The sequence below is a fragment of the Idiomarina fontislapidosi genome, assembly GCF_003226255.1.
Taxonomy (GTDB): Bacteria; Pseudomonadota; Gammaproteobacteria; order Enterobacterales; family Alteromonadaceae; genus Idiomarina; species Idiomarina fontislapidosi.
The window spans coordinates 172654-194220 of the sequence record NZ_QJST01000002.1; the positions used below are offsets into that span (position 1 = coordinate 172654).

Genomic DNA, 21567 nt, shown 5'->3' on the forward strand with positions numbered 1-21567 from the left:
AAGGAGCGATTTGCGTGTCTTATTCTACGTTTAACCAAGAACAAACTAACCCGTTGGCCGAACCCATGTTTTTTGGGAACTCGGTCAACGTTGCACGTTACGACCAACAAAAACACAGTATTTTTGAAAAGCTTATCGAAAAACAGATAAGCTTCTTCTGGCGTCCAGAAGAAGTCGACGTGAGTCGAGATCGTGTCGACTTCAACAAACTAACCGCCAGCGAAAAGCATGTCTTTATTTCTAACTTGAAATATCAAACACTGCTTGATTCAATCCAAGGTCGCAGCCCCAATATTGCCCTGCTTCCGATTGTTTCACTCCCTGAGCTCGAAACATGGATTGAAACTTGGTCGTTCTTTGAGACTATTCACTCACGTTCGTACACGCATATTTTGCGTAATTTATTTAGTGATCCGAGTGAAATCTTCGAAGATATCGTTATTAATGATCAAATTAAGCTCCGCGCTAATGATATTTCTCGTTACTACGACGATTTAATTTTTTACACGCAGCTTTGGCAAACCCATGGCGAAGGTAAAGTCACCGTCGAAGGTGTAGAGCACAACGTGACTCGTCGTGAGCTCAAGAAGAAGCTGTTCTTATGCATCAACTCGGTTAACGCATTAGAAGCGATTCGTTTTTATGTAAGCTTTGCCTGTACTTTCGCATTTGCAGAGCGCGAGCTCATGGAAGGTAACGCAAAGATTATTCGCCTTATCGCGCGCGATGAAAACGTGCACCTGACTTCGACTCAGCACATGATCAATCTTTGGCAAGACGGTGAAGACGACCCAGAAATGGCAGAGATCGCTGAAGAGCTCGCCGATGAAGCCTATGAAATCTTCATGACCGCGGTTAAACAAGAAAAGCAATGGGCACACTACTTGTTTAAAGATGGCTCGATGATTGGCTTAAACGAGAGCATGTTGTGCCAATATGTCGAGTACATTGCTAACTTGCGTATGCAAGCCATCGGCTATGATGCGCCATTCCCAGAGCGTCGTTCGAATCCATTGCCTTGGATGAATAAGTACTTAGTCTCAGATAACGTGCAAGTCGCGCCACAGGAAGCTGAAATTAGTTCTTACTTGGTCGGTCAGATCGACAGTAGCGTGGATGCCTCAGATTTAGGCGACTTTGACCTTTAACGCGTCCAATGACAGCAAAACTGTTTAAAGTTAAAGTCAACGGTCAGCACGAGCTGACCGTTGACGCTTCAGAAGGTACCTTACTCGATGCACTCGAAAAGCATCAGTTAGAGGTTCATTACCACTGTAAAAGTGGCTTTTGCGGTGCGTGCCGTTCTAAGCTCAAAAGTGGCTCAGTTCGCTATTTGACGGATCCCCTCGCCTACGTACGTAAAGGTGACTTCCTACCCTGCTGTTGTGTTCCCGAATCGGACTTAGACATAGAACACTGATAGCTGTGTTCGGAAAAACCGATAACCCTCATCGCAGTGATACATTGTCGAGCACCCAGAAAATATGGATAATGGTCGCAAATTCAAGGATTCGAGGATTATTTATGTTTACAGTTATTTTTGGTCGCCCCGGTTGTCCCTTTTGTGTTCGAGCTAAAGACGTTGCTGAGCAACTAAAAGCTGACCGTGATGATTTCGACTACCGTTATGTCGATATTCACGAGGAAGGTATTACTAAAGCTGATCTCGAGAAAACCGTAGGTAAGCCAGTGCACACCGTGCCACAGATTTTCGTAGACGAAACCCACGTGGGTGGCTTTACCGAATTTGAAGCCTACGCTAAAGAGCATCTAGGTTTATACGCAGCTTAATTCTTTCAATTAAGTTTGCAAAGTAAAGGCACCCTAGGGTGCCTTTATTTCGTTAATCGCCTGCTTGATACGCTTTTCAGAAACCGGATATTTAGTCCCCAACGTCTGAGCAAACAACGAAACTCGCAATTCCTGAATCATCCAATAAATTTCTCGTACTTCGGCTGGCACAACACTACGGTAGCGTTTTACCAAAGCTTGATAACTCTCGGTTAACTCATCCAGCATCAAGGTCGCGACCCGATCTTTATTTGGGTTTTCAGGTAATTTTTCCAAACGCCGCTGTAAAGCACTCAAGTAGCGCTCAATATCGGGTAAGCGCTCAGCGCCCACATCGGAAACAAAGCCGCGGTAGACTAACGATTCAACCTGCTTTTGCACATCGCCACGCGATTGAATCTGATCTAATGGGATCTTACCTTTCAACTGCTTCTTTAAGTCGTTCGAGCGAATTAAGCATTGCTCCACCTGTTGCGCGATGAGCTCAACGCGTTCATTCAGTTCACCCCGCGTTTTTTCCACCAAGGCATTAAAAGCTGACGCTGAGCGCACCGCCTCATGCTCAGCAACAAAATCCTGATAAATATTATCTACCGCTGCATCAATGCAGTCCTCGATGAGCGCATCCACCTTGCCCCATGGATTAAAATACATTGCCAGCTTGGCTTTGTTAGACAAGCTCTTCTGCAAATACTTGATGGGTGAAGGCACTTGCTTAAGCACTAACGCACGAATACCCCGTGCATGTGCGCGCTCAGCCTCTTTCTGATGATCGTACATCTGTACTTGCAATTGCTTGTCTGCCGTTACCGTCACCGCTGGATAAGCGCGCATTTCAAAGCCATGCTGTTTCTCGCTCACCACCTCGGGTAAATCATCAATAGACCACGTTTCTAAAGGTTCACGCTCAACATCTTGGCCCGCCGTTTTATCAAGGCGCTCCTGTACTCGACCCGATAAGGCATTCTTTAAAACCGTGAGATCTCGACCCTGACGTACGAGTTTTTTGCCATCTAGCACTTTGAAATTCATCTGCAAATGAGCATCAATTTGCTCAGGCTTAAAATCGCTGGGTTCAACACGCACACCGGTCATCCGAAGTAGCTTCTTGCACATGGCCTCGAGCATAGTCAGTTCGCCTGGCTCAATATCCGCAAACACCGCTTGTGCAAAATTAGGCGCGGGCACAAAGTTACGGCGAATCGGCTTTGGCAGTGATTTAATCAATGCCGTTATACGATCTTCACGTAATGCTGGAATATGCCAGTCAAAGCCCACATTCTCGACTTGGTTAAGGATAGCTAACTGAATATTCACTGAGACACCATCATCCTGTGCTGACGGTTCAAAGTGATAGCTTAACGGTAACTTCAGATTACCCTGTCGCCAGAATTCGGGATAACTTTGCTCGGTGATATGGCTGGTATCAGCATCAATCAAATCGTCGCGATTAAAGAACAACAACTTCGGCTCAGATTTCGCTGCCTTATGCCACCAACCTGCGAGTAGCTTTTCGTTGTAGATGCCTTCAGGAATGTGGCGCTCGTACGCCTCATACAACTCTTGCTCATCAACGAGAATATCGCGGCGGCGGGACTTTTCTTCCAGCGCCTGTACGCTCGCAATTAAATCAAGGTTGTGTTTGATAAAAGGCAACTGACGTTTAATTTGACCTTGCGCCAGCCCCTCTCGAATAAAAATATGTCGTGCTAGAGTCGGATCGATAGGACCAAACTGCACACGTCGACGCGCCACCAGTATAAGCCCAAGCAGGGTCACTTGTTCGTCTGCAACGACACTACCTTGTTTGGCTTCAAAATGTGGTTCAAGATACTGTTTCTTGACCAAGTGTCCTGCAGCCTGTTCAATCCACTCAGGCTCAATCTTTGCATTAACGCGTGCATAAAGCTTTGACGTTTCAACCAGTTCAGCACTAACAACCCACTTGGGTGGGCGCCCAAATAAATGAGATCCCGGGAAAATATGGAAACGCGTTTGACGGGTTCCCTGGTACTCGTGCTTGGCATCCTTCAAGCCTACTTGAGACAATAAGCCAGCAAGCAATGCCCGATGAACCTGCTCATAGGTCGCCGGCTCCTCATTGATGCGCAATCCTAACTCACGCGCCGTTTGACGACTTTGGGTATACACATCCTGCCACTCGCGCACACGTAAAAAATGCAGGTATTCTTTCTTTAACTGCTTACGGAACTGATTACCAGAAAGCGCCTTTTGTTGCTCTCGCAGGTATGTCCATAAATTGAGATAACTCATAAAGTCTGAATTATCATCGGCAAAACGTTGATGTGCTTGGTCTGACTTTTCTTTCGCATCACTTGGACGCTCACGCGGGTCTTGGATACTGAGCGCCGAGGTAATGATCAGCATTTCGCGGACGCAGCCCTGCTCATGCCCCGCGAGCACCATACGCGCCAGCTTAGGATCAAGCGGCAAGCGTGCCAGCTGTCGACCGGTATCCGTTAGCTGAGGCTGTTGTTGCTTGCGGTTGGGTGCAATCGCATTGAGTTCTTCCAATAAGTTCAGGCCATCCTTGATAAACCGCTCATCTGGCTTTTGCACAAAAGGAAAGCGCCGGATATCACCGAGCCGCATCGCTGACATCTGCAGTATAACCGCCGCCAGATTGGTTCGCAGAATCTCGGGGTCGGTATATTCAGGACGACTGAGAAAGTCTTCTTCGCTATATAGACGAATACAAATGCCTGGTCCCACACGACCACAACGACCTTTACGCTGATTCGCGCTGGCTTGCGAAATCGGTTCAATAGGAAGACGTTGTACTTTGGTTCGGTATGAATAGCGACTCATACGCACGGTTCCGGGGTCAATCACGTAGCGTATGCCCGGCACCGTCAGTGATGTCTCCGCAACGTTAGTCGCAATCACCACACGGCGTTGGCTGTGCGACTGAAAGACACGGTTCTGCTCGCTCGACGATAACCGCGCATAGAGAGGAAGCACCTCCGTATCACGTAATTGCAGATCCTGAATCGCCTCCGCGTAATCACGTATTTCACGTTCACCGCTGGCGAAAATCAAAATATCACCGGGACCTTCGGCTTGCAGCTCTTGCACCGCATCTAATAAACTTGCCAGAACATCATTCTGAGCCTCAGGTTGCTCCGATGGGTCGCGATAGCGCACTTCGACAGGGTACGTGCGCCCGCTTACAGTGAGTACAGGCGCATTATCAAAATGCTTAGAGAAGCGTTCGGTTTCTATCGTTGCCGACGTGATGATAATTTTAAGATCGGGGCGTTTACGCCGAAGTTGGTGCAAAACCCCCAATAAAAAGTCAATGTTCAGGCTTCGCTCGTGCGCCTCGTCAATGACAATCGCATCGTATTGCAATAATAGCGGATCGTTTTGTAGCTCCGATAACAACATACCATCGGTCATTAACTTAACCGCAGTGGTCGGTGCCGTCTCATCTTGAAACCGGATCTTATAACCGACCTGTTGCTTCTGCGTATCACCGAGCTCTTCACCGATACGCGCGGCGACACTACGTGCCGCCAGTCGGCGAGGTTGCGTGTGTGCGATAGTGCCTTTACGGCCATACCCCAATTCGAGCAACATCTTGGGTAACTGAGTCGTTTTACCCGAACCCGTTTCGCCCGCAATAATGACCACCGGATGTTCGCGCATCGCGGTTAAAATACGCTCGCGTTCCTGCGCGACCGGCAGTTGTTCGGGGTAATCCAGTTTAAATTGTTGCTCTTGCCGCGCGAGCAAATGCAATTGCGCTGCCTCGATATCCTGCTCAATTTGGCTTTGAACGCGCGCGCGTCGCTCAGCATCTTTAATTTTGACACTGCCACGCAGCCGCCCTCTAAGGAGAGCGGCATCCGCTAACGTACATTCTGCCAGTGCATTGGCAAATTTATCGAGCACCTGTTTTTGCGCTTGTTTTTGCTCCGCAGATAGCGGTTTAGTTTTTTTGGGGGTACGACTCATAAACGCCCGCTTTAATCCTCATCTTTGTAAATCGCAGTATGAACCTTGCCATTGCGAATATAACCACGGTACATACCTTCAGTGTTAAACGGTGTGGCAATATGCCCTTGCGCATCCATGATAATGACACCACCGGTGCCACCCGCTTGCTCTAACACACCATGAATCACGGCATCACCCGCTTCTTCGACCGTTTGATTCTGATACTTAACTCGTGCACAGATATCCGCTGCTACATGGTAGCGAATAAAGTACTCGCCATGACCGGTTGCAGAGACACCACAACTATTATTGTCTGCCCAAGTTCCTGCGCCAATAATCGGTGAGTCCCCTATTCTACCATAACGCTTAGCAGTCATCCCGCCGGTTGATGTCCCAGCACTGAGGTTACCCGACTGATCCAGTGCAACAGCGCCCACTGTGCCGTATTTATAATCGAGATCAAGATAGCGCCAAGCTTGCTGTTCGGGCTGCTCACTTTTACGAATCGTTTCTTTTGCATCAATGAGTTGCTGATAACGATGGTCAGTATCAAAGTAACTATTATCAACCTCGGCTAAACCTTGCTGCTGAGCAAATTGTGCCGCCCCATCGCCACTGAGCATCACATGCACCGACTTATCCATGATGGTGCGCGCCAGTTCAATCGGGCTTTTTACCGTCTTAACCCCAGCAACAGCACCTGCATTGCCCGTTGCGCCGTCCATAATAGACGCATCAAGTTCATGCTCGCCATCCCAGGTATACACCGCGCCTTTGCCCGCGTTAAATAAGGGTGAATCCTCCATCACTTGAATCGCACTAATCACCGCATCAGTGCTACTGCCGCCTTGCTCAAGTACCGCGTATCCCGCCTGTAATGCCTGTTCGAGTTTCGCGTGGTACGCTGCCTCTTGTTCCTCGCTCAAATTAGCTCGGGTAATGGTACCTGCGCCACCGTGAATAACCAGTGCAATGGGTTTTTCACGGTCTGTTTGTTCGTGCGTTTCGGCATTCGCGGCCGCTGTAGTGAACGTTCCCGCTAATGCGAGCGTAAGCATTGTGAGTGTTGTTTTTATTTTCATCGTTCTATCCTTAGTGAGGGATTCGAACTACACATTACAGGGTAATCGAAACCACAATGCAATGTTTTTGGAGGTAACTGTATGCCCACTTATCGCGTTAACTATGATCACCTCGGCGCACCCGAGCAGGTGCAACTGAATGTCCCCACGGCTGAACATTCGGATAGCGACCGCGCACTACGCGACGAAATCGCCCACCGCCTCGCCGAACGCGTTTTGCCCCATGCCGAACTGGCAATCAACCATGATGACAATCGCACCGTCGAGGAAAAACTCTACAAAGCATACGATTTGAAAATCACCCAGATTGAGCGGCTTTAAGCGCCGCTCTTGGGTAACCCATATTGCAGGGTCATAAACAATGGTGTAGCCTCCAAACCAACTAAATTGAGTCGGTATGAGACATGCAATCCATTCCAGAAGACAATAAAAAACAAACTTCTCAACCCACCTTCTACTGGCACGACTACGAAACGTGGGGGGCGCGGCCACTGATTGATAGGCCAGCGCAATTTGCCGGGATGCGCACTACGTTGGACTTCCAACCGGTGGGGCGTCCGTTAACCATTTATGCGCAACCGACGCCAGATTTTTTGCCGGATCCTGAAGCTGTACTCATCACAGGGATTACTCCGCAATACGCGCTTAATCAAGGCGTTAATGAAGCCAACTTTGCACAAGCCATTGTGCAAGAGATGAGTCAGCCGAATACCATTATCATTGGTTATAACAACATCCGATTTGATGACGAGGTAACGAGGTCACTGTGTTATCGCAATTTTTATGACCCTTATGCCCACACTTGGCAGAATGGCAACTCGCGTTGGGATCTAATCGACGTCGTACGCGCCTGTTATGCGCTGCGTCCCGAAGGTGTAAATTGGCCAGAAGATGCGGATGGTCGAGTGACCTTACGACTTGAAAAGCTAACCCAAGCCAACGGGATTGCTCATGGACAAGCGCACGATGCAATGTCTGACGTACGAGCGACTATCGCGATGGCGCAACTTATTGCCGAAAAGCAACCCAAGCTATGGCAGTTCGCCCTGCAACACCGCCATAAGAATGATCTAATGAAGCTCATTAATTGGCAGCAGATTAAGCCGCTTGTACATGTCTCGGGTCTATATGGTGCGGATAACTTTTTTGTGTCAGCAGTGCTACCCATTGGTTTTCATGCTCAACGTGCCAATGCACTGATCGCTTGGGATCTGCGCATCAATCCGGCGGATTTTGCGGACTACTCGACGGAGCAATTACGAGACTTGTTGTTTACTTCCCGTCAACAACACGCGAACAACGGAACCCAACGACCTGGAGCAACACAGATTACGCTTAATCGTTGCCCATTCCTAGCGCCGCTGGCAACGCTGACAGAGGAAGCGCAACAGCGTACCCAAATCGATTTGACCACGCTGAGTGAACGAACCCAGTGGTTAGTTCAAAACAGTGATTTCCGTGATCGTATCATGGCAATATTTGATAATGCCTCGGATCGCAGTGAACAACCGATGTTAGACGTTGACCAGCGCTTATACGACGGTTTCTTTGACGCACAAGATAAGCAGAACTTGCAGATGATTCGTTCGATGAAGCCGGAGCAGTTAGCCGGCGTCGAACTCAACACTCAAGATAATCGCCTACCCGAGCTATTATTTCGTTACCGTGCACGTAATTATCCAGCGACATTAGACCAAAATGAGCTCCAGCGCTGGCAACAATTTTGTCGACAACGCCTCACCGAACCAAGCAATGGACAACTTTCGATTACCGAGTTTGCAGAAAAGCTTGAAGGTTTGGCTCAGCAGTATCAGGATAATAAACATCGCATGCAGCTGCTGAAATCACTTTATGACTACGCGCAAGGGCTTTGAACATAGTTTTGACTATATTATCGTGGGTGGCGGCTCGGCGGGCTGTGTGCTCGCAAATCGGCTCAGTGAAAATAATCAGTTTCGCGTATTGCTAATAGAAGCTGGGCGTAAACCGCCCGGCTTTTTTTCGACCATGCCATCGGGCTTTGCTCGCTTCATTCACAGCCCTACCTTCAATTGGCTCTATCGTGGACAAAGTTACGCAAAACAAACGACCTATACTCCCCGAGGTAAGGGCTTAGGTGGTTCGAGTGCGATTAATGCAATGATTTACTGCCGCGGCAGCCAAGACGACTACCAACGCTGGGCTGAAGCAGCTGGCCGAGAGTGGGGTTATTCAGCGTTACTCCCCTACTTCAAAAAGTCCGAGGCCAATCAACGCGGGGCGAGCTACTTCCACGGCGATCAAGGCCCACTGAAAGTGAGTGATAAAGTCCCCTATTATCCCGTCTGCCGTGCGTTCGTCGAAGCCTGCCAAGAACTCGGACTGCCATACAACAGTGACTTTAATGGTGACACGCTAACAGGTGCGGGTCCATTTCAATTCACCATGGCGAATGGTGAGCGCTGTAGCACCTATCGCGCCTACTTAAAGCCGATACTTGCACGGCCTAATCTAACCGTTTTGTCCGGTTACGATGTCCGACGCGTATTGTTTGAGGGCACCACAGCACAAGGCGTTGAAGCCACATGTAACGGGCAGTATCAGCATTTTTACGCACGCCGCGAGGTTATTTTGGCAGCGGGGTCTCTAGCATCGCCGGTTATTCTACAGCGTTCAGGGGTGGGTCCGAGCGACGACCTGAAATCGGCACAAATCCCAGTGATATATCACGCGCCGGAGGTCGGTGAAAATCTTGCCGAACACGCGGATATTTGCATACATGTGAAGAATAAAAAGCGCAACGGTCTTACGCTAACACCTTGGGGATTATTGAAACTACTGCCCGCGTTTTTGTACTACCTAATCAATAAAAACGGACAATTAAGCCATTCATTGGCTGAGGTCGGTGCCTTCTTTGATGTCGACAAGGGTGACTGGGCAAATGATAACGAACCTCGGTTTCAGTGCCACGTACTTCCCGTGATGTTCAAAGATTCGGGCTATAATTGGTGGCCGACACTCACGCATGGTTTTAGTATCCATGTCTGTCTGCTACGTCCCGAATCAAAAGGACGCGTACAGCTTAATCCGAGTGCCCCTGATGATAAGCCGCTCATCGACTACCGTTTCTTCAGCAACCCTAATGATCTGGTGGCTTTAACAGCTGCAGTTAAAAAAGTATGTACGCTGCTCAACGCTCAAGCGCTAAAACCCTTTGTTGGGAAGCGACTATTTCCGAAACCTTTTGCGAAAGACCACGAACTCGCGCAACAGATTACCGAAGCAATCGGCCTCATCTATCACCCCGTAGGCACATGCCGCATGGGCGAGGACCACAACGCTGTGGTTGACCCACAGTGCCGAGTGCGCGGTGTAAGCCGATTACGGGTGATTGATGCGTCGATTATGCCGACACCGATCAGTGGAAATACCAATGCGCCCACGATCGCTATAGCTGAAAAAGGCGCCGGCTTGATTAAAGCCGACGCCTTTTGACTAGGTAGGTTGATTATACAAATCTATTTTTGGTGCAGCTTACCGACCTTAAACAGACGTGCCAACGCAGGTATCAAGATGAGCGCACCAAGCATGTTCCAAAGGAACATAAAGGTGAGCAAAATACCCATATCGGCTTGGAACTTAATCGGTGAGAAGATCCACGTCGCGACACCAATCGCTAGCGTCAATCCAGTAAAGCCAACCGCTTTACCCGTATTCTCAAGTGCATACCGATAGGTAGCCGGCAGATCCATACCACGCTGCAAACCTTCCTTAACCTTACTGTAAATATAGATGCCGTAATCGACACCAATACCGACACCGAGCGCAATAACTGGCAAGGTCGCAACTTTAATGCCTATCCCTAGCACCGCCATTAACCCTTGACTCATGACCGTTGTAAACGCCAGTGGCAAGACGATACAGGCGACTGTGCGTAGGCTTCTAAAGGTCACTAAACAGAGGAAGATGACCACACCGTAAACCCACAGCAACATTTTGTTCTGTGCGCTTTCAATAACAGAGTTTGTCGCCGCTTCAATACCTGAGTTGCCTGCTGCCATCAGCAGATCAATACCTTCTTTTTGGTAGTTCTGCTTAAATGACTCCACCGAGGCGACCACATTTTTCAGCGTCTCAGCTTTGTGGTCATCAAGATAAATGATAATCGGCGCCATCGAACAATCGTTATTAATTAAGCCATCAGGGATACGGCTCAACGATGCATTGGTAACAAACTGGTTACGGTTTAAGGTGAACCATTTTAAATTACCTTCGTTAATGGCAAACATACCCATTTTGGACACATACACAATCGATTTTACGTCTTGTACACCGTTGGTGTTTTGCATGTGCCAACTAAAGCGGTCCATAAACTCGAGGTTATTGTACGCGATACATTGCTGCGGTTCGGTCGCAGCCATAACCACAAAAATATCGGTACTTGAGCTGTAGTTATCGACAATATAGGCATTATCGAGGTTATAACGGCTATCTGGACGTAACTCGGGTGAGCCTTTATCCAAGTCACCAATCTGCATTTGCTGACCGTAGTATAAACCCCACGCCAACAATACCACGGCAACGCCTAAGGCACTGTATGCCCATTTTGGCTGTGCAAACTTCTCAAAGGTACGTACAACTACGTGTTTTTCGCTTTCCGCTTTACGATGATGCTCGACACCGCTATCTGATACGCCGAAATACGACATCAAAATCGGTAACAAGCCCAAGTTCGTCAGTACCACCACGGCAACACCGATACTCGCTGCAATCGCAAGCTCTTTAATAACGGCGATATCGATAACCATCAGTGTGGTGAAACCAATCGCATCACTTGCCAGTGCCGTGAGACCGGCGATATACAAACTACGGAATGCGAGTTTCGACGCCTCAAAGTTACTAAATCCGTGCGTGCGGTTGTAGCCGATGGCATTAATAATTTGCACGCCATGGGATACACCAATCGCAAAGACTAAGAATGGCACCAACATCGAGTAAGGATTAATACCACTGCCAATGAGGTCGATGATACCCAACTGCCAGATCACCGCGATAATGGAACACCCTAAAACCGTGAAAGTACTGCGCCAACAACGGCTGTACACATAGAGCATCGCCAAGGTAATTAGGATTGCTAGCAAGAAGAACAAGCCAACTTGCTCAGCACCATCAATCAAATCACCGATCAGTTTGGCGAACCCAGTGATGTGAATACCAATCTCTTCACTTTGATACTTATCACGAATTAATGTTTCTAAGCGCTCAGAAAACTCACCGTAATCAAGTTTAGCGCCTGTCTCAGGGTTCACCTCATCAAGGGGGACATAAATGATGGTTGATTCAAAGTTATTCGCAACCAGGTTACCCACCTCACCGGAGCGAAGCACATTCTCGCGTAACTGCGCGATTGAGTCCTCTCCACCGTCATAACCATCGGGAACAACAGGTCCCCCAACAAAGCCCTCTTCGGTGACTTCCATCCAGCGTACGTTGGGAGTCCATAGACTCCGCAAACCTGACCGGTTTACACCAGGAATATAGAAGACTTCATCAGTAATTTGCTTCACTGTCTCTTGAAACTCAGGGTTAAAAATATCCCCCTGTTTATTCTCAACAGCGATACGCACGACATTACCGAGGCTCGACAGATCCTTTTGATATTCAAAATAATTTTGAATAAACGGATGCTGTGTTGGAATCATCTTGGTAAATGAGGCATCTGGACGCACTTGTACGGCGTTGTAACCCAACGCAAGCGTCACTGCGGCAAATAGAAATAGCCAGCCAAGACGAAATTTAAATAATGCCTGTTCGAGTAAAGAGGGTTTTTTATTTTCGATATTGTTATCCACGCTACTCTAGCCCCTTTTCCGCTGTTTCACTGTCGGTTGATTTCGCCGGCCAGTAATAAATGCCCGAGCGGCTGGTGAGCACTTTCTCACCGTTAAATTCAACCATATCGCCGAATACAGCACTACTTGGATGTGTGTGTTCAGTCACTTCTAACTCCGGTGAAATTTCGAGAATCACACCCGAGTTGCCAACGATCCACTGAGTCCCGTTGCTGTCGCCATAGCCACTCATTAAGTTGGCATCAGCTGGACTTTCAACGTTGTCGTAACGCGCACCGAGATCATCGGATACAAAAATATTGCCACGCAAACCATACGTCCATAATCGACCTTGGTTATCAAAGTGCGCACCAAACAGAGAACCATCATAAGGGGGTGCTACAGAACGCCAAGACTCGCCGTTATCTTGACTCGCGTAAGCGGTTCCCGCCTCACCTGCGATAAAGACAGTGTTGTTGTAGCTCGCAATGGCATTTAAGTGAAAACCATTCGGGTTATCTAACCGATCACTAATAAGCGACCACGTTTCGCCCTTGTCTTGGCTCAGCAGTAGTGTGTTATACGCGCCCACCGCAAGAATATTGCCGTTCGCCAAGATTTTAATATCGAGTAGCGGCTTTGATGGCCCCGTTTCTTGCTTTGCACGTTGCGCGTTCTCCAAATAGAAGTTGGCGTCGTCAAGCGCCCACTGCAAGTCACCGGATTCATCACCGTCCTCAGCTATTTGCTGCTCCAGTTCAGTGATGCGTTGCTGGTAAAATTTAATTTCTAAATCCAGTAAGTCAAAACCATCGAACACACGTTGCCAGCTATCACCGGCATCCGTTGTCTTAAGGATCACCCCATGGTGGCCAGCCGCATAACCGACAGTATCGGATTCAAAGTCAATACTGGTCATTAACACACTGGTCGGAACATTAGCCTGCTGCCATGTGTTACTATCTATTTCACGAGTAATGATATTGCCATGTGAACCAACCGCAATCAGGCGATTGGTCAATTTAGCCGTTGCAATAAGCGGGTTTTTTATAATTAGTTCGCTGCTTGCTTGCATTGCCGGCGCGTAAATCACATCAAATCCTTGCTGCGACGACACATCGGTTTCTTGTGCGAATGCAAAAGTGCTCAAAACCCCACTGAGCAGCAACCCAAAACGGGTTGGGGACAGACGCATGGAACCTCCTAAACGAAAAAAATGTCTTAGAATTGTATAAGGTTATATTCATTTGAAAACCTTTTTCGCATATTTTCCTGCTTTTTTTAGTGAAACTATTGTCTTACAGGTCTAACCTCTGGCAAAGTGATGAACGAAAGTAGAACAACAAGGAAATTACCCATGAATAAACTGATGCTTAAAGCGGGTGTATTCGCCCTATCAGTTATCTCCGCAAGCGTAATGGCAAAGGTCACCCCTGACCAAGCTGACCGCTTAGGAAAGGATTTAACGCCGATTGGTGCTGAAAAAGCCGGTAATGCAGACGGTTCAATTCCTGCTTGGGATGGTGGTTATTCTGATGCAAGCGTTGAGATTGTGCGCGGCACAGACCCGTTCGCAAGTGACCAACCGCTGTTTACTATTACCCACGACAACCTCGATCAATATAAAGACAACCTGACGCCAGGTCAGATTGCGATGTTCGATAAGTACGATGATTACAAAATGATCGTCTATCCGACACGTCGTTCTGCAACCTACCCTGACTCACTGTGGCCAAAAATTAAAAAGAACGCAGAAAACGCTGAGTTAGTAGCAGGCGGCAACGGTATCCAAAACTTTGAAGTCACAACCATTCCGTTCCCCATTCCAGAAACGGGTGTTGAGGCAGTATGGAACCATATCACGCGTTTCCGCGGCGGTAAGGTATCGCGTAACGTGGCGCAGTTCCCTGTACTGGCCAGTGGCGACTTCGTTCCTGTTGAGTTAAAAGAGACGTTGGTATTCCCAGAGTACCTTGAATCAGGTCGTGGTCCAGATGACGACAACATTCTGTTCTATTTCTTGCAAGAAGTAGAAGCGCCTGCACGTTTAACAGGTACCGTGTTGTTGGTTCACGAAACGATCAACCAGGTTAAAGAAGGTCGTCGCGCTTGGATTTATAACGCAGGTCAGCGTCGCGTGCGTCGTGCACCTAACGTAGCCTATGACGGTCCGGGTACAGCAGCAGACGGTCTACGTACTTCTGATAACCTAGATATGTATAACGGCGCTCCAGATAAGTACAACTGGGATTTGAAGGGTAAAAAGGAAATCTATATTCCTTATAATAACTTCAAGATCATGGATCCTGAGCTCGATTATGATGAAATCATCCAAGCGGGCCACATGAACCAAGACCTGATTCGTTATGAAAAGCACCGCGTTTGGGTTGTCGAAGGTACATTGAAAGATGGCGAACGCCATATCTACTCAAAACGTACTATGTATCTTGATGAAGACACGTGGACAGCGTCTATCATTGACCACTATGATGGTCGTGGTGAACTCTGGCGCGTCGGTGAAGCGCTTAACACCCAGTTCTATAATCAAGACGTGCCTTGGATGGCTGCGGAAGCACTCTACGACCTTAACTCAGGTCGCTACATTTCGCTGGGCCTAGGTAACGAAGAAAGTGAATATATGGATTGGGATATTGAGCCAAACCGTAACGATTTCACTACCAATGCATTACGTCGTACTGGCTTCCGTTAAGCCGTTCAACATGCATGAATAAAAAAGGAGGCTTTCGCCTCCTTTTTTATTTCTTCCAGTCCCCAGATAATTTGTCTAGCCGAACCATCAAACTCGATGTATCCCAACGCGACCCTCCGAGACTCTGCACGTCTGCGTAATATTGATCGATCATCGCTGTTGAAGGCAAAGCGGCGCCATGACGGTTCGCTTCGGCAATCGCAATGCCCAAGTCCTTGCGCATCCAATCCACGGCAAAACCGTGGTCATACTCTTGATCCCACATCGTTCGGTAACGGTTCACCAATTGCCAAGAACCAGCGGCGCCGGCCCCAATTGCTTCAACCAAGGCATCGGGATCCAGGCCGACTTTACGTGCAAGATGCAGACCTTCCGCTACGCCTTGTATCACATTGGCAATACATACTTGGTTGACCATCTTAGCGAGTTGCCCTTTGCCGGCTTCACCCATACGCACGATCTTCTTTGCATAACAACTTAAAACAGACTGCGCTTGCTCAAAGGTTGATTGCTCACCGCCGACCATGGTCGTCAGAATACCTTTCTCGGCGCCAGCTTGACCACCTGAGACCGGCGCATCTAAAAACTCACCTTGATGCGTCTTAACCGCTGCATCCAGTTCTCGAGCTAAATCGGCGGACGCCGTCGTGTGGTCAATAACAATGGCACCGGGCTTTAATTGAGCGAGTAAGCCATTATCACCATAAAACACGCTTCGCACATCATCATCGTTGCCAACACAGACCATAACAAAATCTGCTTCGGCAGCGGCTTGCGCAGGGGTTTCAGCATGAGAGCCGTGATATTCACTCACCCACTGCTCGGCTTTACTTTGCGTTCGATTGTATACGCACACATCAAAGCCCTGTTGTTGTAAATGCCCTGCCATGGGGTAGCCCATTACGCCCAGTCCGATAAAACTACAACGCTGTGCCATGCTTTTCTCCTTTCTCGTTATTCGCTTGCTTTACGAACCAACCAGTGCTGATAGCGACCTAACTCTCTAAATGGTGACTGTTGGTTATATTCCATCTCAAGATCGAGCAGTTCATCATAACGTTGCTGGTGCTCAACCTCACGTAAATAGTCATGAAAGCACCGTACACCCGTTTTTGACTCAACGCTTAGACCCGCGTCCGCGATCCATTGCTCTACATCATTAGGTCGACGGGGTTGTTGAGGACTTAGGCGAACCGTTTTTTTAACCTTCAAACCACGCGCTATGTAATCGAAGTTGCCGTAAACCGCATTCGCCATCAACTGCGCGTCGCGGTTATAAAACATTAACGAAAGCGTGCCGCCTGGCTTAAGCAGGTCCGCTAACTGTTGTAACGCGGCTTTACCATCATCCACCCATTCCAGCACCGCATGGCATAGAATCAGACTAAACTGCTGGTCAGGCAACTGTGTTGCCAACGCTTCTAAGGGTGCGGCCAAATACTGTGCACGACGGGTTAAGCCAAGCTGTTCATGGTTTTGCTGTGCTTCGAGTACCATATCTTCAGCAATATCCGTGTGGATCACCGCATGGCCTTTCGCTAAAAACCATTCATTGACCTGACCAAGCCCGGCGCCAACATCCAGCACAGTGCGCTTCGGCCCATCAATAAATGGCGTCAGATCGCGCTTCAGCACCGCCATTCTGAGTCGCCCTTTGGTTGAGCCATAGATATTGCGTGCGAACTTCTTGCTGATCCCGGTAAAGTTACCTCGCGACTGCTGTTTCTTCATGCGGGGTTATCGATATCGACAAAATCTACGTCGAGGTTAAATTGGTGTGCGAGGTGCTCACCTAGCGCCTTTGCACCGTAACGCTCTGTGGCATGGTGTCCTGCGGCAAAAAACGCAATCCCCTGCTCGCGTGCGCTGTGTACGGTCTGTTCCGATACTTCACCGGTAATAAATCCATCAACACCCAGCGCTGCAGCTTGGTCAATAAACCCTTGCCCACCACCCGTGCACCAGGCAATACGGTTAATCGGTTGCTGACACGGTACGTAACAGGTGAGCGAGCGATTCAACCGCTCGGCTAACGCGTCTGCCAACGCATCACTGCTGCAAGGCTGCTCTACGCGACCGAGCATCAGTACACTGCCTGGGTCGTTTGGATCAGCGGTGCCGTCAATCGTCCAGTTCATCAGTTTTGCTAACTGGGCGTTGTTACCCAGCTCTGGGTGGGCATCCAATGGCAAATGATAAGCGATGAGGTTGATGTCGGCGTCTAGTAACGCTTTAATGCGGCGTTTTTTCATCCCAACAATGGCTGGTGATTCGTTTTTCCAAAAATAGCCATGATGGACCAATAAGGCATCAACGTTGGCGGCTACCGCTTGGTCGACGAGCGCCTGACTCGCCGTAACGCCGGTCATTATACGTTTAATCGTGCCTTTCCCTGATACCTGCAAACCATTGGGGCAAAAATCTCTAATTTGACGTGCTTTTAACAAGTCATCTAAATAGTCAGTGAGCTGACTTACTTCAATTGTCATGTAATCACCTAGTTTTACGGCGTATTTGCCACTTATTTTACCTTAAATTAGACATAAATCCGAAAAAACGGTATAAACATTAAAGTAGACTACTTTTTAATCGTTTCTGTTAATTTTTTATAATCGAATAGGGTTTGATTAATGAGCAAACTGGATAAAGATAAAGTTCTCGCAGATTACACTGCTGCTTATAAAAAAGCACATGGTAAAGCACCGTCCATCGAGGCAAAGAGTGGTTGGTACAGCGTCAACGGTGGCAAGAATGTGCGTTTAGCTCAGCTTGCAGAGGAAGCCGAATCACTGGCTGGCGGTCAAAGTGCCGCGCCAGCTAAAAAAGAGAACAAACCCAAAGCGTCTGCCAAACCAAAGCCAGCGGCTAAGAAAGCTGCGGTTAAATCGAGCGGTAAAGGTGGATTAACGGCCAAACAATTATGGCAACAAAAGCTCGCAGAAAAGTCAGGCAACTGCCGTCTACCACGTGGCTCTTAATACAGCTTCCCACATATAAAAAAACCAACCCTCGGGTTGGTTTTTTTATGTCTATCACACGACTTAAAGCACATCGGGGTTTCGCCCCGCAACGCGCTCGATAGGCACTTTTATCTTACGGTAGCGATATACAATAAATTCTTCACGCTTAAAGCTCACCAGTTCTGTACCAAAGTCAGCCTGAGACACCACGTAAGTCCCGTCATCGTTTTGTTGTTTAACGATGCCTAACTTTCCGCAATGAGGTCCTCGTTTAACAAAAATAGTCTGACCGTTAATACGCGGATTGTTGTAGGAAAACGTAGGTCCTGCCATAAGAAACTGTACACCTTAAATTTCAAAGATGGCTATTATATCGACCACTGCGCCGTTTTCTACAACCTTTTCTCGTATACTGCTACCGTTTGCCAATATAGAGTGTGATTTCACCCACTGGCAGACCATATTTATACATCTGTGTACGGTTGATCATGTTGTTTTCGTCAACAAGATACATCCAGTCATCAAGCGACAATGCCATCATCTCACCGTCCACCTCGACTTGTAATACATATTCCCAATTGAGGGCATTACCCGCAGTCGTTCCCACAGCGACGCCTTCAACGTCTGATGCGCGACCTTCATAGGTGTTCGGACCTGTTTTGGTTAATTTCCAGATACGCTCTTGCGTACGTCCGTCGGCATAGGTGAACTGCTCGTCCAGAACGCCCTGATTACCCTCCCACGAGCCTTGCATTTCGACTGTGAAGCGCTGAATGACTTTGCCAGCGTAATCTTGCACAACACCATGTGCGACCAAATCACCTTTAAAAAATTCTTCTAGCTTCAGTACCGGTTGCTCACCCTGGTAGTCTTCGATCGCGGTTGAACAAGCGGTTAAAGAGATTAACGCCGCGACCGCCAAGGTCCACTGCATGACACGTTTCTTACTGTTTGCCAACAAGCTCATCTCTTTCCTCCTCAAAACGCGATTCGGGTGATAGCCAAATCGCTAAAAATTGTTCAGTAAACTGATTCGACTCAATGACACCTAAAGATTTTTCGCCTTGATAGAACGCGGCGTAACCTTCTTCAGTCTCTTTCAACAATAGGCAGTCATCTTCTTTTATATCAGGCCACATTGAGGTCAGTTGATCTAACCACTGCGACTGTTCCTTGCTATTGAAACCCAGCTTCTCCCACTCTTCCAACGTGGTTTCCACCAGCTCTTTTGCTTCGATGTCGCGTAGATAACGCAACAGTAACGCCTTTCGTTGTTGTTTACGTTCTGACCAGTCAAACTGACCATCGGGCGTATATAGGTAGGCATCATAGACATCCCAGAACAGCACACTCAGGCGCGTTTGTCCGACTTCTTGATAGCCGTCAGCTATTGGCTTCTTACATTCGTCCAAAGACTGGGCGTTGGCAGTTGCTGCCAATCCAGATAGTACTAAGGCACTTGCAATGGCTAAAGACTTGGCTTTCATAGAACTAACCTCTCGTTTGGACCAGCACGCATCGCTCGGCAGAAAAATAACATGAAGAGTGCCCACACCACCGCGTAAACTGATAATGTCCAGAATAGCGAATCGGCTGTACCCGCGCCGAATCCCAATCCCACGTAATAAGTGAAGGGGCCCGAAACGGCGCCCAACAAGGCTGCCACGACAGGCATTTTAGCCAGCCAATCGAGCGCCACAGGCGCCATTGCGGCAAACCCAACCCATAGTAAAACCAGCCACAAAGGGAACATCGCACCAATAAAGTCGATGGCACCCACACTGATCGCAATCGCCTCAAGTAGCAGACCCACTGCAAACAACTGTGCCATTTTTTTAATAGTGACTTCGGCGATCCAGTGGCTGTAACCCACCTGAGCAACAGCGAGTAACACGGTTAGCCAAATATACTCGTCACGTCCTGCTACGGCGCTTAACCAAAGCACGTTAAACAGAACAAAACTAACAATTTTGTGTTGCAGCGATTTCGACATAACTGTCCTCGACCCGCGTTACGATGTTTTAGATGCAGTCACTTGAACAACCGAAACGGTCTTCTCCAAGAAACCACCCTCGCAATACCCAAAATAGTAATTCCACAACCGTGAGAAGCGCGCATCATAACCGAACTGCTCTAACTCACTGCTTCTGGCGTTAAAACGATCGCGCCAACACGCTAGTGTTTTCGCATAACTATCGCCAAAGTCGCGTACATCACGCACAACTAACGATGTTTCCTTCTTAAACAAATCAGTCATCAACGAGAGTGATGGCAAGAAGCCGCCTGGGAAAATATGCTTCTGAATAAAATCGACCGACCGCGAATAGCTATCGTAACGTTGATCAGCAATGGTAATGGCTTGAACACTCATCAGCCCGCCCGGTTTTAGGCGGTCATTACACACCTTGAAAAAGCCAGGCAAAAACCGTTTACCAACCGCTTCAATCATTTCCACTGAGACAAGTTTGTCGTATTGTCCAGTAAGATCTCGGTAGTCTTCTTTTAACAATGTAATACGACCTTCCAAGCCAAGCGCTTTAATTCGCTCTGATACGTATTGATACTGTTCCTCTGAAATCGTTGTGGTGGTGACCTGGCAACCGTAGTTTTGCGCGGCAAAAATGGCCAAACCGCCCCATCCGGTGCCAATCTCTAACAAATGGTCGGTTGGCTTCAGTTCCAGCTTACGACACAAACGATCCATTTTGTTTAACTGAGCTTGCTCAAGGTTTTCGTTACCCTGCAAAAACAGCGCACTGGAATACTGCATATTGGTATCCAAGAAGCGCGTGTATAACTCATTGCCGAGATCATAGTGCGCTGAAATATTGCGTTTTGCTTGCGCTTTATGGTTACGGTTAGCCCAGTGGCGATACTTATTAATCGGAAAGGTTAACCAAGCGACTTTACGCTCTAACTTATCAAGCGCATCCATGTTACGCGCAAAGATCTGAATCACCGCGGTTAAGTTCGGTGTTTCCCACGCTTTATCGATATAGAGCTCTGCCGCACCGATGCTGCCACCCGTGAGTAGACGCACGTAAAACTTAGAATCCAACACATTTATTTCAGCCGACAAGTCAGACGATTTGTCACCGTAATGACCCATCAGCTTACCTTGTTCTTTAACAACCAACTGGCCTTCGCCTAGATGCGCGAGCAGCGCCTGAGTCATGCGCCGTGCTGCTTTATCGATCCAGCCATAAGTCAGCGGTGCTTGCATTACAGTTTCACCTTGAGACATCAATCGTACC

20 protein-coding genes are annotated in these 21567 nt (G+C 48.1%); 8 read left to right on the forward strand and 12 right to left on the reverse strand.

Features of this window, described 5'->3' with window-relative positions; translation table 11 throughout:
* The first annotated feature begins 14 nt into the window (after positions 1 to 14).
* The 3 genes from nrdB (at position 15) to DFP83_RS03415 (ending at position 1791) form a co-directional block, all read left to right on the forward strand.
* Complete coding sequence (gene nrdB / locus DFP83_RS03405; RefSeq protein WP_110573179.1) at positions 15 to 1148, forward strand: class Ia ribonucleoside-diphosphate reductase subunit beta; 1134 nt, start codon at positions 15 to 17, stop codon at positions 1146 to 1148.
* Positions 1149 to 1156: 8 nt separating this feature from the next.
* Positions 1157 to 1420 (forward strand): class I ribonucleotide reductase maintenance protein YfaE, encoded by a 264-nt coding sequence (gene yfaE / locus DFP83_RS03410; protein WP_006955351.1) that lies wholly within the window; start codon positions 1157 to 1159, stop codon positions 1418 to 1420.
* 104 nt (positions 1421 to 1524) lie between these two features.
* Positions 1525 to 1791: a GrxA family glutaredoxin gene (locus DFP83_RS03415; RefSeq protein ID WP_110573180.1), complete on the forward strand. Its 267-nt coding sequence runs from the start codon at positions 1525 to 1527 to the stop codon at positions 1789 to 1791.
* Between the two features lie 33 nt (positions 1792 to 1824).
* On the opposite strand, the gene hrpA is transcribed toward DFP83_RS03415, so the two are convergent.
* Together hrpA and DFP83_RS03425 are read right to left on the reverse strand one after the other, a co-directional pair.
* Entirely contained in the window at positions 1825 to 5769 is a 3945-nt protein-coding gene (hrpA, locus tag DFP83_RS03420) for an ATP-dependent RNA helicase HrpA (RefSeq protein WP_110573182.1), read from the reverse strand.
* 11 nt (positions 5770 to 5780) lie between these two features.
* Positions 5781 to 6833, reverse strand: a complete 1053-nt coding sequence (locus DFP83_RS03425; protein ID WP_110573184.1) for an isoaspartyl peptidase/L-asparaginase family protein — start codon at positions 6831 to 6833, stop codon at positions 5781 to 5783.
* A gap of 81 nt (positions 6834 to 6914) precedes the next feature.
* Here DFP83_RS03425 and DFP83_RS03430 point away from each other — a divergent pair, with 81 nt between their 5' ends.
* The 3 genes from DFP83_RS03430 to DFP83_RS03440 all read left to right on the forward strand — a co-directional run bounded on the left by DFP83_RS03430 (position 6915) and on the right by DFP83_RS03440 (position 10307).
* Positions 6915 to 7154, forward strand: coding sequence for a hypothetical protein (locus tag DFP83_RS03430; protein ID WP_110573186.1), 240 nt, complete (start codon positions 6915 to 6917; stop codon positions 7152 to 7154).
* An 83-nt stretch (positions 7155 to 7237) separates the two neighbouring features.
* A complete protein-coding gene (sbcB, locus tag DFP83_RS03435) occupies positions 7238 to 8707 on the forward strand; it encodes an exodeoxyribonuclease I (RefSeq protein WP_110573188.1) in 1470 nt (489 codons plus the stop codon).
* A complete protein-coding gene (locus tag DFP83_RS03440; RefSeq protein ID WP_110573190.1) occupies positions 8685 to 10307 on the forward strand; it encodes a GMC family oxidoreductase in 1623 nt (540 codons plus the stop codon). The genes sbcB and DFP83_RS03440 overlap by 23 nt, the downstream gene beginning before the upstream one ends.
* Positions 10308 to 10330: 23 nt before the next feature.
* Here DFP83_RS03440 and DFP83_RS03445 read toward each other — a convergent pair whose 3' ends face one another.
* Positions 10331 to 12664 carry an efflux RND transporter permease subunit gene (locus DFP83_RS03445; RefSeq protein ID WP_110573193.1) on the reverse strand — a complete coding sequence of 778 codons (2334 nt, stop codon included), beginning with the start codon at positions 12662 to 12664 and terminating at the stop codon, positions 10331 to 10333.
* 1 nt (position 12665) lies between these two features.
* Entirely contained in the window at positions 12666 to 13838 is a 1173-nt protein-coding gene (locus DFP83_RS03450; RefSeq protein ID WP_110573195.1) for a WD40/YVTN/BNR-like repeat-containing protein, read from the reverse strand.
* Positions 13839 to 14000: 162 nt separating this feature from the next.
* On the opposite strand from DFP83_RS03450, the gene DFP83_RS03455 reads away from it, so the two are divergent.
* Positions 14001 to 15353 carry a DUF1329 domain-containing protein gene (locus DFP83_RS03455; RefSeq protein ID WP_110573197.1) on the forward strand — a complete coding sequence of 451 codons (1353 nt, stop codon included), beginning with the start codon at positions 14001 to 14003 and terminating at the stop codon, positions 15351 to 15353.
* A gap of 46 nt (positions 15354 to 15399) precedes the next feature.
* Here the strand turns inward: DFP83_RS03455 and DFP83_RS03460 are convergent, their stop codons facing one another.
* From DFP83_RS03460 to DFP83_RS03470, 3 genes are read right to left on the reverse strand one after another with little or no spacing between them, the layout of a single operon-like run.
* Positions 15400 to 16290: an NAD(P)-dependent oxidoreductase gene (locus DFP83_RS03460; protein WP_110573199.1), complete on the reverse strand. Its 891-nt coding sequence runs from the start codon at positions 16288 to 16290 to the stop codon at positions 15400 to 15402.
* Positions 16291 to 16307: 17 nt separating this feature from the next.
* A complete protein-coding gene (locus tag DFP83_RS03465; protein WP_110573201.1) occupies positions 16308 to 17084 on the reverse strand; it encodes a methyltransferase domain-containing protein in 777 nt (258 codons plus the stop codon).
* A complete protein-coding gene (locus DFP83_RS03470; RefSeq protein ID WP_110573203.1) occupies positions 17081 to 17842 on the reverse strand; it encodes a Nif3-like dinuclear metal center hexameric protein in 762 nt (253 codons plus the stop codon). The genes DFP83_RS03465 and DFP83_RS03470 overlap by 4 nt, the downstream gene beginning before the upstream one ends.
* A 141-nt stretch (positions 17843 to 17983) precedes the next feature.
* Here DFP83_RS03470 and DFP83_RS03475 point away from each other — a divergent pair, with 141 nt between their 5' ends.
* The gene (locus DFP83_RS03475; protein ID WP_110573205.1) at positions 17984 to 18331 is read left to right on the forward strand and encodes a hypothetical protein; all 348 of its coding nucleotides are present in this window, start codon (positions 17984 to 17986) and stop codon (positions 18329 to 18331) included.
* A gap of 63 nt (positions 18332 to 18394) precedes the next feature.
* Here DFP83_RS03475 and DFP83_RS03480 read toward each other — a convergent pair whose 3' ends face one another.
* From DFP83_RS03480 to DFP83_RS03500, 5 genes are all read right to left on the reverse strand, one after another.
* Entirely contained in the window at positions 18395 to 18646 is a 252-nt protein-coding gene (locus tag DFP83_RS03480) for a DUF3912 family protein (protein ID WP_110573207.1), read from the reverse strand.
* Between the two features lie 82 nt (positions 18647 to 18728).
* Positions 18729 to 19280 carry a DUF3833 domain-containing protein gene (locus tag DFP83_RS03485; protein ID WP_181416361.1) on the reverse strand — a complete coding sequence of 184 codons (552 nt, stop codon included), beginning with the start codon at positions 19278 to 19280 and terminating at the stop codon, positions 18729 to 18731.
* Positions 19258 to 19800 (reverse strand): chalcone isomerase family protein, encoded by a 543-nt coding sequence (locus DFP83_RS03490; RefSeq protein WP_110573209.1) that lies wholly within the window; start codon positions 19798 to 19800, stop codon positions 19258 to 19260. Before DFP83_RS03490 ends, DFP83_RS03485 begins: the two co-directional genes overlap by 23 nt.
* Positions 19797 to 20306: a DUF2878 domain-containing protein gene (locus DFP83_RS03495; protein WP_110573211.1), complete on the reverse strand. Its 510-nt coding sequence runs from the start codon at positions 20304 to 20306 to the stop codon at positions 19797 to 19799. Before DFP83_RS03495 ends, DFP83_RS03490 begins: the two co-directional genes overlap by 4 nt.
* 18 nt (positions 20307 to 20324) lie before the next feature.
* Positions 20325 to 21557: an SAM-dependent methyltransferase gene (locus tag DFP83_RS03500; protein WP_110573213.1), complete on the reverse strand. Its 1233-nt coding sequence runs from the start codon at positions 21555 to 21557 to the stop codon at positions 20325 to 20327.
* Positions 21558 to 21567 lie beyond the last annotated feature (10 nt).

Excerpts from the sequence above, each read along its gene's own strand:
- hrpA (WP_110573182.1), bottom strand. The coding sequence starts at position 5,769 with ATGAGTCGTACCCCCAAAAAAACTAAACCGCTATCTGCGGAGCAAAAA.
- DFP83_RS03430 (WP_110573186.1), top strand. The coding sequence starts at position 6,915 with ATGCCCACTTATCGCGTTAACTATGATCACCTCGGCGCACCCGAGCAG.
- DFP83_RS03485 (WP_181416361.1), bottom strand. The coding sequence starts at position 19,280 with ATGAGCTTGTTGGCAAACAGTAAGAAACGTGTCATGCAGTGGACCTTG.
- DFP83_RS03490 (WP_110573209.1), bottom strand. The coding sequence starts at position 19,800 with ATGAAAGCCAAGTCTTTAGCCATTGCAAGTGCCTTAGTACTATCTGGA.
- DFP83_RS03455 (WP_110573197.1), top strand. The coding sequence starts at position 14,001 with ATGAATAAACTGATGCTTAAAGCGGGTGTATTCGCCCTATCAGTTATC.
- DFP83_RS03480 (WP_110573207.1), bottom strand. The coding sequence starts at position 18,646 with ATGGCAGGACCTACGTTTTCCTACAACAATCCGCGTATTAACGGTCAG.
- sbcB (WP_110573188.1), top strand. The coding sequence starts at position 7,238 with ATGCAATCCATTCCAGAAGACAATAAAAAACAAACTTCTCAACCCACC.
- DFP83_RS03440 (WP_110573190.1), top strand. The coding sequence starts at position 8,685 with ATGACTACGCGCAAGGGCTTTGAACATAGTTTTGACTATATTATCGTG.
- DFP83_RS03415 (WP_110573180.1), top strand. The coding sequence starts at position 1,525 with ATGTTTACAGTTATTTTTGGTCGCCCCGGTTGTCCCTTTTGTGTTCGA.
- DFP83_RS03460 (WP_110573199.1), bottom strand. The coding sequence starts at position 16,290 with ATGGCACAGCGTTGTAGTTTTATCGGACTGGGCGTAATGGGCTACCCC.
- DFP83_RS03500 (WP_110573213.1), bottom strand. The coding sequence starts at position 21,557 with ATGTCTCAAGGTGAAACTGTAATGCAAGCACCGCTGACTTATGGCTGG.
- DFP83_RS03450 (WP_110573195.1), bottom strand. The coding sequence starts at position 13,838 with ATGCGTCTGTCCCCAACCCGTTTTGGGTTGCTGCTCAGTGGGGTTTTG.
- DFP83_RS03465 (WP_110573201.1), bottom strand. The coding sequence starts at position 17,084 with ATGAAGAAACAGCAGTCGCGAGGTAACTTTACCGGGATCAGCAAGAAG.
- yfaE (WP_006955351.1), top strand. The coding sequence starts at position 1,157 with ATGACAGCAAAACTGTTTAAAGTTAAAGTCAACGGTCAGCACGAGCTG.
- DFP83_RS03425 (WP_110573184.1), bottom strand. The coding sequence starts at position 6,833 with ATGAAAATAAAAACAACACTCACAATGCTTACGCTCGCATTAGCGGGA.
- DFP83_RS03475 (WP_110573205.1), top strand. The coding sequence starts at position 17,984 with ATGAGCAAACTGGATAAAGATAAAGTTCTCGCAGATTACACTGCTGCT.
- DFP83_RS03495 (WP_110573211.1), bottom strand. The coding sequence starts at position 20,306 with ATGTCGAAATCGCTGCAACACAAAATTGTTAGTTTTGTTCTGTTTAAC.
- DFP83_RS03470 (WP_110573203.1), bottom strand. The coding sequence starts at position 17,842 with ATGACAATTGAAGTAAGTCAGCTCACTGACTATTTAGATGACTTGTTA.